The organism is Candidatus Dormiibacterota bacterium (genome assembly GCA_036495095.1).
GTDB lineage: Bacteria > Chloroflexota > Dormibacteria > Aeolococcales > Aeolococcaceae > CF-96.
Genome location: DASXNK010000209.1, coordinates 37,615 through 49,315, shown reverse-complemented (window position 1 = coordinate 49,315; position 11,701 = coordinate 37,615). Strand labels below are relative to the sequence as shown.

The 11,701-nt window shown below is 73.9% G+C and carries 12 protein-coding genes; all 12 read right to left on the bottom strand.

All coding sequences use genetic code 11. The features are described from left to right. Positions 1-701: hypothetical protein (locus VGL20_21715; GenBank protein ID HEY2706309.1), on the bottom strand; the 701-nt coding region annotated here is incomplete at its 3' end. Next, a complete protein-coding gene (locus tag VGL20_21710) occupies positions 698-1,237 on the bottom strand; it encodes a phage tail protein (GenBank protein HEY2706308.1) in 540 nt (179 codons plus the stop codon). The genes VGL20_21715 and VGL20_21710, both read right to left, overlap by 4 nt. Continuing rightward, positions 1,237-3,186 carry a putative baseplate assembly protein gene (locus VGL20_21705; GenBank protein HEY2706307.1) on the bottom strand — a complete coding sequence of 650 codons (1,950 nt, stop codon included), beginning with the start codon at positions 3,184-3,186 and terminating at the stop codon, positions 1,237-1,239. The genes VGL20_21710 and VGL20_21705 overlap by 1 nt, the downstream gene beginning before the upstream one ends. After that, positions 3,183-3,587: a GPW/gp25 family protein gene (locus tag VGL20_21700; GenBank protein ID HEY2706306.1), complete on the bottom strand. Its 405-nt coding sequence runs from the start codon at positions 3,585-3,587 to the stop codon at positions 3,183-3,185. The genes VGL20_21705 and VGL20_21700 overlap by 4 nt, the downstream gene beginning before the upstream one ends. A gap of 10 nt (positions 3,588-3,597) precedes the next feature. Further along, the gene (locus tag VGL20_21695) at positions 3,598-3,984 is read right to left on the bottom strand and encodes a PAAR domain-containing protein (protein ID HEY2706305.1); all 387 of its coding nucleotides are present in this window, start codon (positions 3,982-3,984) and stop codon (positions 3,598-3,600) included. A gap of 8 nt (positions 3,985-3,992) precedes the next feature. Then, a complete protein-coding gene (locus tag VGL20_21690; protein ID HEY2706304.1) occupies positions 3,993-5,720 on the bottom strand; it encodes a VgrG-related protein in 1,728 nt (575 codons plus the stop codon). 13 nt (positions 5,721-5,733) lie between these two features. Next, the gene (locus VGL20_21685; GenBank protein HEY2706303.1) at positions 5,734-7,782 is read right to left on the bottom strand and encodes a phage tail protein; all 2,049 of its coding nucleotides are present in this window, start codon (positions 7,780-7,782) and stop codon (positions 5,734-5,736) included. Further along, on the bottom strand, positions 7,782-8,201 hold the full coding sequence (locus tag VGL20_21680) for a phage tail protein (protein ID HEY2706302.1): 420 nt from the start codon (positions 8,199-8,201) through the stop codon (positions 7,782-7,784). Before VGL20_21680 ends, VGL20_21685 begins: the two co-directional genes overlap by 1 nt. After that, positions 8,201-10,684 (bottom strand): DUF4157 domain-containing protein, encoded by a 2,484-nt coding sequence (locus VGL20_21675; GenBank protein ID HEY2706301.1) that lies wholly within the window; start codon positions 10,682-10,684, stop codon positions 8,201-8,203. Before VGL20_21675 ends, VGL20_21680 begins: the two co-directional genes overlap by 1 nt. Further along, positions 10,675-10,839 (bottom strand): DUF6760 family protein, encoded by a 165-nt coding sequence (locus tag VGL20_21670; protein ID HEY2706300.1) that lies wholly within the window; start codon positions 10,837-10,839, stop codon positions 10,675-10,677. The genes VGL20_21675 and VGL20_21670 overlap by 10 nt, the downstream gene beginning before the upstream one ends. Beyond that, the gene (locus tag VGL20_21665) at positions 10,836-11,240 is read right to left on the bottom strand and encodes a phage tail assembly protein (GenBank protein ID HEY2706299.1); all 405 of its coding nucleotides are present in this window, start codon (positions 11,238-11,240) and stop codon (positions 10,836-10,838) included. The genes VGL20_21670 and VGL20_21665 overlap by 4 nt, the downstream gene beginning before the upstream one ends. Beyond that, complete coding sequence (locus VGL20_21660) at positions 11,237-11,698, bottom strand: phage tail protein (GenBank protein ID HEY2706298.1); 462 nt, start codon at positions 11,696-11,698, stop codon at positions 11,237-11,239. Before VGL20_21660 ends, VGL20_21665 begins: the two co-directional genes overlap by 4 nt. Positions 11,699-11,701 lie beyond the last annotated feature (3 nt).

Here is an 11,701-nt window from a genome sequence, read left to right as displayed (position 1 = left end):
GGGGGCGGCGGCGGCGGCGACGCCGGAGGCGCGCCGGCCGCGGGGGGACGCGGCGTCGTGGGCAGGCGCGCTGGCGGCGGCGGCGGCGCGCCCGCCGCCGGCGGGCGGGGCTGCGGCGGCGGCAGCGGCGGAGCCGGCGGCAGCGGCGGGGCCGGCGGAGGCGGAGGCGGAGGCGCCGCCGCCGCCGGGGGACGCGGCACCGGCGGCGGAGGCGGAGGTGGAGGCGCCGCCCCCGGGGGACGCGGCACCGGGGGCGGGGGCGGCGGCGGCGGTGGCGGCGGCGGTGCGCCCGCGGCCGGGGGACGGGGCGCCGGGGGAGGCGGCGGCGCCCCCGGCGGACGCGGGGGCGGACCCGCTCCCGGGGGAGGCGGAGGCGCGCCCGGCGGGCGGAGTGCACCGGGTGGTCCCGGCGCGCCCGGCGGGCGCAGAGCGCCCGGGGGTCCCGGAGTGCCCGGAGGCGCCGCTCCGGCCGGCGGCGGAGGCATCCCCTCGCGCTCCGTCGAGTGGAAGATGAAGGCCTTCATCGAGTCGATCCGCTTCCTTCCGCCGGGCTGGGGCTCGGGCTCGAGGTCGAGCGGCGGTGGGGGCGGGGGCGTCCTGGCCACCACCCGCTCGCCGCTCCACTCCAGGAAGGCGGCACACGACCCGCAGAAGTTGTCGGCGTCGCCGTTCTGGGCGCCGCACTTCCGGCACACGATCACCGAGCGACCACCTCGACGTGGTGGATGACGTGGGCCGGCTTCGCCGCGGCCACCAGCGCGTCGAGGTCGTCGCGGCTGAGCGAGGACGGGTCCTCGACCGCGACCCGCACCGCCAGCCGGGGCACGGGCTCGCCGGGGAGCGCGCCGCCGCTGACCTGGGACCAGGTCGCACCGCCGCTCTCCGCGATCTCCACCGCCCCGCCCGTGGTGACCTCGATGTGGGTGGCGAGCCCCGCCACCGTGCCGCGCCGGCGGTAGAGGTCGACCGCGCCGGCGACCAGGCGGCGGCGCCGTTCGAGCGGCCAGGTCTCGTCGACCGCGGCGCCCAGCCAGCCGGCCAGCCACTGCAGGAAGTCCTCCGGCGCGAGCCGCGGGTCGATGTAGGCGCCGAGGTTGTCGAGGGTGGCCAGCAGCGGCGCCAGCAGCTCGTCGAGGCCGGCGGTGAGCGCCTGGGCGAAGCGGTCCTCCTGGAGGGTTCCGGGCAGGCACGCGCCCAGCGGATGCGGGCTCTCGAGCCGGGGGACGGTGCCGCGCATCAGGGCGCCTCCACCAGCACCTGGTGCTCGAAGGAGAACACCGTCGCGTGCGGCTCCACGTCGAGAACCTGGGTCGCCGGCCCGCGATGGCCGGTGATCGGATCGGCGCCGAAGAGGCGCACGTCCCCGATCATGTCGACCCCGGGAACCGCCTGGAGCACGGCGAAGATCTCCCCCATCTGCACCGGGCGGCCGAAGGGCCAGCCGCGGCCCTCCGGGCCCCCGCCGATGGGGTTGAGGTACGCGTACACGGCGTCGAGCGCCGCCATCTCGAGCCGTCCCAGGTTGGCACGGGGGCGCGCTCGCAGCCGGGCCACCACGGTGACGCCGCGGTAGAGGGGGGGCTCGACGATCACCCGGGTGCCCACCAGCCGGCACTCGTCGAGCCGGCGGACGATCGCCTCCAGCGTCGCCTGCCCGGGGATCAGCCGCTCGAAGCGCAGCCGTCCCCGGTCGTCGGCCACCGTGGGGATGACCAGCACCCGCACCGAGCCGGCGTCGACACCCTCGCCGGCGGGTACGCAGCGGGCCCGAGCCAGCTCGGGGGCGGCCTCACGGGTGAGCTCCTCGAAGTCCTCGGCGGTGACCGCACGGTTGCGGGTGCGCAGCATCATCGGACCCCGCCGCTTGGCGTTCTCGATGTCCTCGGCGTCGACCCCTCCCTGGGCGGGGACGCGGTTCTCCACCCGGGCGATGTACGGCAGCGAGGACTTGAGCACGGTGACGGCGCCGCGGGAGACGTTGCCGAGGCGGCCGCCCCCGGTGCGGTAGGACCGCAGCCGCAGCGGCACCCCCTTCTCCGGGACGGCGCCGTGGTGGTGGAGCAGGCCGTCGGCCTCCCGCACCACCGGCCCGAGCGACACCTCCCCCATCACCGCGTCGAGGACGAAGTGGCGATCGCGGGGGCCGCTGGCGGCGAAGTCGTCGACCGCGCGCCACTCCTGCCAACCCTGGTCGGACCCCGACTCGAGCACCGCGGCGTCGGCGCCACCCAGCAGCGGGCGGTGGGCGAGGCCGAAGCGCTGGCCCGCCACCCCCTCGGAGATGCCGAGCGTCTCGTGGGTGCGGGTGTCGGCGTGCACCGCCTCGACGGTGCCCCCGAGGGTGACGGCCTCCACGCCGTGGATCACCGGCGACGCGGTGTAGGCCCGCTGACCCTCCTCGGCCTCGGTGACCCGGGCGCGAAGCCAGCCACCCCGCTCGGCTCCGATGATCGCGATCGCGTGGCCGGCGGGGACGTGGAGCACGACGTCGCCGTCGCGGTTGATCCCGCCGGTGCCGTCGCTGTCGACCTCGCAGCTCCCCCAGGCCTCGCCGTCCCACGCCTCCCAGGCGAGCGGCGGGTCGGTGGGGTCGACGCCGATGCCCTCGATGGTGCAGCGCAGCCGGAGCCGGATCGCGCAGCGCGGCACCGCCTCGTCGAGCCCGATGATCAGCGCGTCGCCGGGCTGGGGCACGGAGGAGAAGCAGGTGAAGCCGGTGCCCCGGTCCAGGGCGTCGGTCATGTCCCGGTGACGCTCCTCCCCCGCCGCCGCCACTGCCACGCGCCGGGCGGCACAGGCCACGATGGCGAGGTCGTCCGCGGTCGAGAAGACGACGGCGTCGTCCACGTCGGTGCGCACCGTCGACACCCGGGTCTCGGCGGGGACGGTCATCACCGCCTCGGGCGGCGCCGACAGCCAGAAGGTCACCGGCGCCCGCGCCGCGGTGGGCGGCAGCAGGTGCACCCCGATCAGCTCGAGGAACTTGACGTAGAGCCGGTCGGGCACCCGGTTCAGCCGGTAGACGAGCTGGTCGGTCATCCACGCGAAGGTCTCGATCAGGGTCACCCCGGGATCGGAGACGTTGTGGTCGGTCCACTCCGGGCAGCGCTGCTGCACCAGCCGCTTGGCGTCGTCGACAAGGTCCTGGAAGCGGCGGTCGTCGAGGTCGGGGACGGGGAGGGTCATTCCCCGCCCTCCCCGGGGATGCTGTAGAAGGGGAAGACGAGGTTGCGGGGATCGTTGGTCGACTTCGCCGTGTACCGGATGTCGATGTGGACGAGGCCGGGAACGTCGCGATCGATGATCACCTCCACGTCCTGGACGACCACGCGCGGCTCCCAGCGCAGCAGGGCCGCCTCGACGTCGGCGGCGATGGCGCCGGCGATGCTCGAGTCGGCGACGTCGAAGACGCGCTCGTGGATGGCGCAGCCGAAGTCCGGGCGCATCGGCCGCTCACCGGGTGCGGTGGACAGGATCAGCCGCATGCACTTCTCCAGCTCGCGCTCGCGCGCCACCAGGGCGATTCCGCCCCTCGCGTCGGTGCAGAGCGGAAAGGCCCATCCCGAGCCGATGAAGTCGTCGTTCATGAGCGCCACCTCATCCGATGAGCACGTCCTGGACCGTCGGTGTGATGCGACCGGGCACGGTGCAGCAGGTGCACTGCGACTGGGCGTTCGCCGCCGGCCTTCCGCCGATCAGCACGGTGGTGCTGCCGCTGACGATGCGCGCCTGCTGCTGCGCCGGCACCGTGAACGGGTCACTGGGATGGAGCCCGACGTGGGGCGGGGTGTTCAGCCCGCTCGACTGCACCACCGCCGCCGGCTTGCTCTTGATGAGCACGGTGGTGCACAGCCCCAGCAGCAGCGGCGCCGAGAAGGGCATCGGCGGCGCCGGCTGCGGCGCCCCGGTGGCGGGGTTGGGGATGAGGTGGTTCGGACACTGCCCCATCACCCGATCGTTCATCACCACCGCAGGTGCCCCCATCCCCCCTCCTAGTTGAGCTTGATCAGCTTGCCGCTGATCTCGACGACGGCGTCGCTCTCGATCTTCACCCCCGCCTGGCCCTTGAGGCTGAGGTTGCCGCCCGCCTGGACGGTGACGTCCCCCTGGCTCCTGACGGTCACCGCGCCCTTGCCGGCGTCGATGGTCATCGGCCCGTCGCCGGTGATGTGGATCTCGCCCCTGGTCTGGTTGAGGCTGATCCGCAGCTTGCCGTCGGCGGAGATCAGCGCGATCCCCGACTTCTGGCCGTCGAAGAGGACGACCCGGTGCCCGGAGCGTGAGACGACGCCCCGGCGGGTCACCTTGCCGGCGTCGACGAGCCCGTCGCCGAGGCGGGGCTTGTCCTTGCCGTTGTGCAGGCCGCCGATGACGTAGGGGCGGCGCATGTCGCCGAACTCGAAGGCGCAGAGCACCTCGTCGCCCACCTCGGGGAGGAACATGACCCCGCTGTCGGGACCGGCGCCGACCTGCACGACACGGGACCAGTCGGACTCGTAGGTCTCCGACAGCCACGGGAACCTCAGCTTCACCCGCCCCAGGCTGTCGGGGTCGGCGTTCTGGCTGACGGTGGCGATCACCGTGCCGCTGATCGGCGGACCGCCGCCCGAGGCGTGGCCGTTGGACGCGCCGATCGAGGTGAGGCCGAGCAGCGAGCGCTCCTGGCGCCCGCTGACGGCGAAGTGGGTGCGGTAGCCGTCCTCGTCGAAGACGTGCCGCGCCTGGGTGAGGGTGTAGCGCCCGGCGAACTGCTCGGCGACGCCGGAGACGTGCACGGACACCCCCGCCTGCAGCTCCGGATGGCCGAGCGACACCCCCTGCGCCTCGACGAAGGCGGTGCCGATCTGCTCGGCGATCGCGCCCGCGACCCGGTCCACCTCGGTCTGGCTGCTGAGCGGACGGTCGTGGACGAGGTGGGTGTCGCCCTCGAAGGTGCCCGCCAGCCCTGCGGGCGTGGTCGAGAGCTGCGCGTGGTCGGCCCCGACCGGGGCGGAGCCGATCATCACCTCCTTGCGCGCCGGATCCCAGGCGCGGACCTGCACCCGCTTGACCTGCTGGGCGCCGGAGATGCGCGGACGGAACTGAATCAGATCGCTGCCGAAGGCCAGCTGGCGTGGGTTGCCGGAGTGCGCGTTCCCCGCGCCCGGTGCAGTCGAGGCCCTGGTGGGGCGCCGGAAGTTCAGCTTCCCCTCGGCGACCGAGACCTCGAACCCCAGCTCGCGAGCGTGGGCACGGAGGAACTCCCAGTCGGAGAGGTTGTGCTGCGAGACCACGGTGAGCGCGCCGCCGGTGTCGTCGATGGTCCCGACCGCGAGGCCCGCCTTCGCCGCCATGCTGCGGACGACGTCGGAGATCTTCTCCTGCTTGAAGGTCTGGGTGCGCCTCCCGTGCTGGAGGCGGTGCGAGCGGTCGTAGCCGCGCACCACCGTCTCCGAGACCAGCTCGGTGTACTCGGCCTCGATGGCGGTGATCTCGGCGGTGATCAGCTCGCTCGACGACGTCTCGCCCAGCCCGCGTGCGGTGACGCTCACCGTGGCGCCGATGTGCAGGCCGCCCTTCTTCAGCGCGTCGGCGTCCTCGTGGAAGCGGAGCACGACCATGTCGGGGAGGTGCATGTGGAGGTCGACCACCACCCCGGCGAGCTGGCAGTGCAGGGCCTCGCCGAGCGCGCCGCCGCCGATCGTGATGTCGGGCCAGCTGGTGAAGTCGCCATCGGCCATTCGGACATCCCCCTCACACCGCCGGGGGGAGCTGCAGCCGGGTGCCCGGCGCCACCCGCAGCGGATCGTCGATGCCGTTGGCGGCGGCGAGCCCGCGCCAGGCCGAGGCCTCCCCGTACTCTCGGAAGGCGACCGAGTGGAGGGTGTCGCCCTCGGCGAGCACGTGGACGCGGTGGCCCGGCGGTCCCCCCGACGTGGGGTTGGTGAACTTGGGCAGCTCCAGCTCCTCCTGCAGCGTGAGTGACACCCGCGCGATCGATGGCTTGGTGTCGCTGCCGAACTGGGTGACGGCGATGGCGAGGTCGCGCAGATAGCCCTTGAAGGTGACCGAGCACCATGTGAAGGTGAGCAGGGCCGGGGGCCTGCCGGTGCTGGTCGGAACCATCCAGCTCTGGAGCAGCGTGCACTGGTGGTCGACGCTGGCGTCTCCCGATTCGGCGGGGCTGTGCAGCTCGACGTCCATGCTGAGGGTCGCGGCCCCGCTTCCCCGGTATTCGTTGCGGCTGTGGCCCAGCGGCGTCGATCCGACCGCGTGCGGCACCGTGAGGTAGCGCGCCGCCCGGGTGATGGTCAGTGAACTCGGGTCGGCGGACTTGAATTTCACCGTGTTCTTCTCGTCCACGCCGAGGGTGGCCTTCTGGTGTTCCAGGGGCTTTCCGTCGGCATGCTTCTTGGTCTTGCCGCCGTCGTTGCCGGAGACGACCGTGGGCGTGGTCCCGGTGCCCCCGGGACTCCCACCGGACCCCGGGGCCCTGATGCTGAAGCCGCCGTGCACCAGGTCGAGGCTCTCCTCGAGCAGATCCGATCTCCCCGCGTCGAGGTTCGGACCGGTCCACTTCGTGGGGCTGACCTCCTCGAAGTGCCAGGTCGGGCCCTCCTTTCCCCAGTGGTCATGCAGCGTGACCGTGGCGGTGGTCTTGCGGCTGTCTGCGGTGGTGCTCAGCCACGACATCACCTTGTCCACGTTCCTGACGTCGAGCGGCCGCGACAGCTTCAGAGTGCTCCATTTCGCCGGGCCGGAGACGACGTTCTGGGTGTTGGTGTTCCCGTTGATGCTCCGCGGAGATGTCGGGAACTCGACCTGGAGCCCGCTCACCTTCGTCCAGGTGCCCAGGTCCTTGTCGCCCAGCCGGACGGTGACGGCGCCACCGGCCTTCGCGGTGGTGTTGTGGAATCCACTGTGGCTGAGCTCCAGCGTCTCCACGGCAACCTGCTTGGTGGCGGCGTCGAGGCTGGGACCGCTCCAGCTCCTGGGGATCACTCCCTCGAAGGACCACTCTCCGAGCTCCTCGTCCCAGGTGTCGAAGAGGGTGACCTTGGCGATGCACCCGTCCTTCCTGGGCTCCCTGAGGTGCTTGAGCAGCCAGTCGCGGACCTTCTTCGAGCCCGCGCCGTCCATCGACCGCCTGAGCTTGAGCTCCCCGTACGACGGCTTCCCGGGCACCGTTTCGACGTGCTGGCCCTGGCTGTCGCTGGCGACGACCTGCTTGTTGTCGAACCTGATCCCCAATCCGTCGCACTGGGTCCAGTAGCCCAGGGTCTCCCCGTCGATGTGGATCTCGAATCGACCCCCGATGGGCCGGTCCTTGTGGTGCGCCAGGAAACCGTCGTGGCTCAGCTCGAGGGTCTCGATCGCCACCTGCTTCGAGGAGGGGCTGCCATCGAGATCGGGACCGCTCCAACTCTTGGGGACGACGTTGTAGAGCTTCCACTCGACGACGGTCTTGCCCCAGGAGTCGACGAGCCTGATCTCCACGTCGACGCCGGCGCGGTCCGGCTTCCTGACCAGCTCCTCCAGCCATGTCTGCACCGCCTGCGCGCCGCTGTGGCTCAGCGCCCGCTTCAGCTTCACGTCGCCGTAGCTCGGCTGTCCCGGGCGCACCCTGGTGCCGTTGTACTCGGCGTCCGCGGTCAGCTTGTTGTCGAAGCGAACCGACAGGCCGGTGCAGTGCGACCACTCGCCGAGGTCGTGACCGACGCCCTTCACCTCGAAGCGCATGGTCCCGTGCAGGTCGGTCGAGAGCAGGTTCTTCAGGCTCTTGATCTGGGTCGGCATCGCCATCAGTACAGGAACCCCTCGTGCGCCAGGACCAGCGTCTCCATCGCGACCCCGCTGGTGGAGACGTCGAGGTTGGGCCCGGACCACTTGAGCGGCAGCACGCCCGCAAGCTCCCAGGTCATCACCGGAAGGCGCGCCGCATCCATGAGCACGATCACGCCGGTTCCCTTGAACGGCTTGCGCTTCTGCAGGGTCAGCCAGCTCGTGACCGCCTTCGACGCGGGCGTCACCGGCCGGGTGAGGGTGATGCTCTGATAGCTGGTGCGGCCCGGGGTCAGGGTGACGTGGTCGTCGTTGCCGGTGGAATGGCTGAGCACGCCGAACTCCACGGTGAGTCCCTCGACCTTCGACCAGGTGCCCAGGTCGACGCCGTCGATGTCCACCTCGAAATGCAGGGCCATGCCGAAGACGACGTCGTACATCAGCGGTCCGCCAGCATTCCGGACCGCTCACGGTCGATGAGCAGCTCGCTGCGCAGACGGGTGCGGATGCGGCCGTACAGCTGGTGCGCGAGGAGGTCGAGATCGAGGCTGGGGGCCGCAACCGGCGCCGGTTGCTCGGGCGCGCTGGGCGTCGTCGCGCCGTCGCGCTCGACGTCGCCGACCGGATCCGTCGTGGATGGCGGGGAGGGTGTCGTGCTCACGTCCGGGGTCTCGTCGGTCACCGTCGACTCGGTGCTCGAGGGGGGCTCGGGCGGGCTGCTCCCGTCGTTGAGGCGCTGCACCGGAGCGCTGGGCGGTGGGGGCATCGGCGGTGGAGCGACCGCCATCGCCGCCGGGGGCGGCGCGGGCGCCGTCTGCTCGTGCTCGACGGAGATCCCCGCGGCGGCGAGAGCAGCGAGGAACCCATCGGCGTCGGGGACCACCACCACCGCCGGTGCTGCGGTCGGGAGAGGCGGTGGGGGGCCGTCCTGACCGGGCGCGGGCAGCTCGTCCCGCTCCGCCCAGAGGTGGCCGGCGGTGCGCGCCTCCGCCTCGAGCGCGCGTCCTGCCGGGGAGTCCTCCGGGGGGACGTGGTCGCCGAGGCGGCGCTGCTGGACCACGTGGGTGAGCTCGTGGGCGAGCAGCCCCGCCGCGGGCGGGCGGTCCAGGGGCCCCTGATCGGCGGGGAGGAACACCTCGCCGCCGCGGGTGAGGGCGCGGGCGCCGTGGAGGGCGGTGAGGTGGTCGGCCTCCTGGTCGCGCCGGATCGGCATCGGCCCGAGGTCGAGACCGTGGGTCTCGAGCACCGCACGCCGGAGCGCCGCGGGGACCGGCTCGGCGGCGGCCATGGCGACCGGCGATCCCCCGGTCGCCGCCGGCGGTGACGGCAGGCGCGCGGCGCGCCACCCCGGGGCGGGAGGTCCGGGCGAGGTCGGCAGCGCGGTCGCGGCGTCGGAGGCCCGAGCCGGTGAGGCGGTCGGAGCGGGTCGCACCTGGTGGGGCCCGGGCGTGACCCGGGCGGCGACCGCCGGCCGCGACGGTGGGGTCGGGGGCGTGGCCCCGGCGCCGGGCTCGACGAGCTGCCCGGGAACCGGGTGGACCGCCGGCATGCGGCGGATCTCGGGTGCGCCGGGCGGCAGCCTGCGCCCCACCGGAGCCTCGGGCACGGCCGCGCCGGGAGGCACGATCGGGAGCGGCGGCGGTGGTGGTGGCGCGACCTCGGCAGCGGCGGGTGCGGGAGCGGCGGGGCTGGTCCGCGGCGGCCGCGCGCCACGGGGCGGTCGCGGCGGCTCGCCGTCGCGAGGTCGGATGAGCGCAGGCCGGGGAGGCGGCGCCGGTGCCGGCACCACGTCGGGCCGGGCGGGGCCGGCCGGCACCGGTGGAGGCGGCCCCGGCCGGGTGACCCCGTCGACCGCGTCGGGCTGCGGCGATGGCTCGGGTGGGGCCGGCGGCGGCACCGGCGTGGCCGGCGTCGCGTCGGGAGCGACCGGTGACGTCCGAACCGCAGCCGGGCGCGGCCCGGACGCGGGCGGCTGGAGCGCAGCCGGCGGCTCGGCAGGAACCCCGAGGGGGTCGGGCGCGTCGGGGGCCACCGATCTGTCCGGACGCCTCGGCGGCGCCGCGGGCGCTGCCCGCGGCGCGGCGGCGGGGTCCCGCTGAGCGAGCGGCGATTCCGCGGGTCCGCCGCGAGCCGGTGGCGAGGCGGCGGCGGGCCCACCGGTCTGCTCCCAGGCCGGTTCCGTGGACGGCGGCGGGGGCGGGGGCTCGCCGGCGTCGCTGCCGGGCGTCCGCGGCCGCGCCACCACCGTCCCCAGTCGTCGCCGGGTCTGGCCGAGGCTGGGCCGGCGCTCGGGCGGGGGTGGGGATGCCTCCTCCGCCGGCTCCTGCCCCTCCCCCACCTCGACCACCGGCACGGTGGCGGTCCGGGAGGGCGGCGCCACCGGCGCGGAGGTCGACCCGACCACCGCCGGGGGCTCGACCGGCGCCTCCACGGGCAGGAGGACCCCGCGCGGCGCAGCCGGCAGGGGTTCGGCCACCGGGGCGGCCGGCCGGGGCGGTGCGGCCGGGTCGGCGGGCCCGGCCTCCCCCCGGAGGTCGGGCACCGCCGGGGGACGCGACGGCGCCGCCTCGACCCATCCGCGCGGCGCCACGTCGGGCCCGGGCTCCTCCCCCACCGGCCACCGGGCGACCGGCTCGGCAGCCGGCGGGGGCGGTGGTGGCGGCAGCATCTCGATGACGCCGCGAACCGGCGCCGGCTCCCGGCGCGCCACCGTGACGCCGGGTCGCAGCAGCCCGCGGTGACGCGCGAGGATGGCCGCGGCGAAGTCCTCGGTCGAGCTGAGGGGCGCGGGGGTGCGCAGCTCCGCGCCCAGCGGCGGGAGCGAGCGCCAGCCCGCGTCCTCCGACGCGAGGGCGGGGAGCGCGGCGGGCGGCCGCACCCGGCCGCGGCCGCGGCGCCCGCTCCACCAGGAGGTCAGCCCCACCGCCGCCCCCTCGCCTGGTCGTCGATGCGGTCGACGTGCTCGATGAGGCGCTTGCGCAGGGGGTGCTCGAGGTCGAGCAGAGTCTCCATCGACCAGTGCAGGTAGTAGGCGACGTACGCGACCTCCTCGAGCAGACCGTCGATCGCGTACGTCATCGCCCCCCCGGGCCGTCACCGGTGAGGTCGACGGTGAAGCGGTGGGAGCAGCCGGGGCAGGCGACCACGGTCTCGGTGGTGCCCTCCTGGTTGAGTCGCCGGTAGAGGTCCTGGAGGAAGGCGAGGTCGGAGGCGAAGAGGTTCTCGACCACCGAGGCGTCGACCTCCACCAGGCTCCCCAGGCGGGTGACCGTTCGGGCCAGCAGCAGCACGGTGAGGTACGCCGGGTTCTGGCGCACCCGCAGGTCGACCTGGGTCGAGATCTCGTCGCGCGCCGTCGCCAGCCGCATCCGTCCCTCGCGGTGGATGCGACCCTCCTCGTCGACGTAGCCGCGCGGCAGCACGAAGCCGAACTCGGTGTGCAGGCCGGTGGTCGCCTCCGCGGCGGCGGCCACGGTCACGTGTCGCGCCGCAGGTGGCCGCAGACGATGGTGCACTCCTCGGTCAGCACCTCGGAGCCGCCCGCCTTCACCCCGCTCAGGGTGAGCTTGTTGCACCACGCGTCCTCGAAGTGATACGTCGAGACGGGCGCGTCGCCGTCGTGGCCGTAGATGAGCAGCGAGCCGTTCTTGCTGGCCTCCTTCATCTTTCCGTCACGCAGCGCCTGGTGCCAGGCCCACAGCACCAGGGTCGTGTCGCTGCCGCGCTTGAGGGTGATGGTCGCGGGCTTGTACTTCCCGGGCAGCCGGGCGATGTTGCCGCCGGCAGTCCCTCCGGCCGGGCTGTTGAAGTAGAAGTCGACGCTCTCGACCTCGCTGGTGATCCCCGACAGCTCGCTGAAGAAGGTCTCGATGTTGTCGATCCGCACCGCGAACTTGTTGGCAATGGTGGCGCCCTGGTTTCCGCCGGGAGGAGGCATGGT

Coding starts and splice junctions, on each gene's coding strand:
- VGL20_21710 (HEY2706308.1), bottom strand. CDS start 1,237: ATGCGCGGCACCGTCCCCCGGCTCGAGAGCCCGCATCCGCTGGGCGCG.
- VGL20_21705 (HEY2706307.1), bottom strand. CDS start 3,186: ATGACCCTCCCCGTCCCCGACCTCGACGACCGCCGCTTCCAGGACCTT.
- VGL20_21700 (HEY2706306.1), bottom strand. CDS start 3,587: ATGAACGACGACTTCATCGGCTCGGGATGGGCCTTTCCGCTCTGCACC.
- VGL20_21695 (HEY2706305.1), bottom strand. CDS start 3,984: ATGGGGGCACCTGCGGTGGTGATGAACGATCGGGTGATGGGGCAGTGT.
- VGL20_21690 (HEY2706304.1), bottom strand. CDS start 5,720: ATGGCCGATGGCGACTTCACCAGCTGGCCCGACATCACGATCGGCGGC.
- VGL20_21685 (HEY2706303.1), bottom strand. CDS start 7,782: ATGGCGATGCCGACCCAGATCAAGAGCCTGAAGAACCTGCTCTCGACC.
- VGL20_21680 (HEY2706302.1), bottom strand. CDS start 8,201: ATGTACGACGTCGTCTTCGGCATGGCCCTGCATTTCGAGGTGGACATC.
- VGL20_21670 (HEY2706300.1), bottom strand. CDS start 10,839: ATGACGTACGCGATCGACGGTCTGCTCGAGGAGGTCGCGTACGTCGCC.
- VGL20_21660 (HEY2706298.1), bottom strand. CDS start 11,698: ATGCCTCCTCCCGGCGGAAACCAGGGCGCCACCATTGCCAACAAGTTC.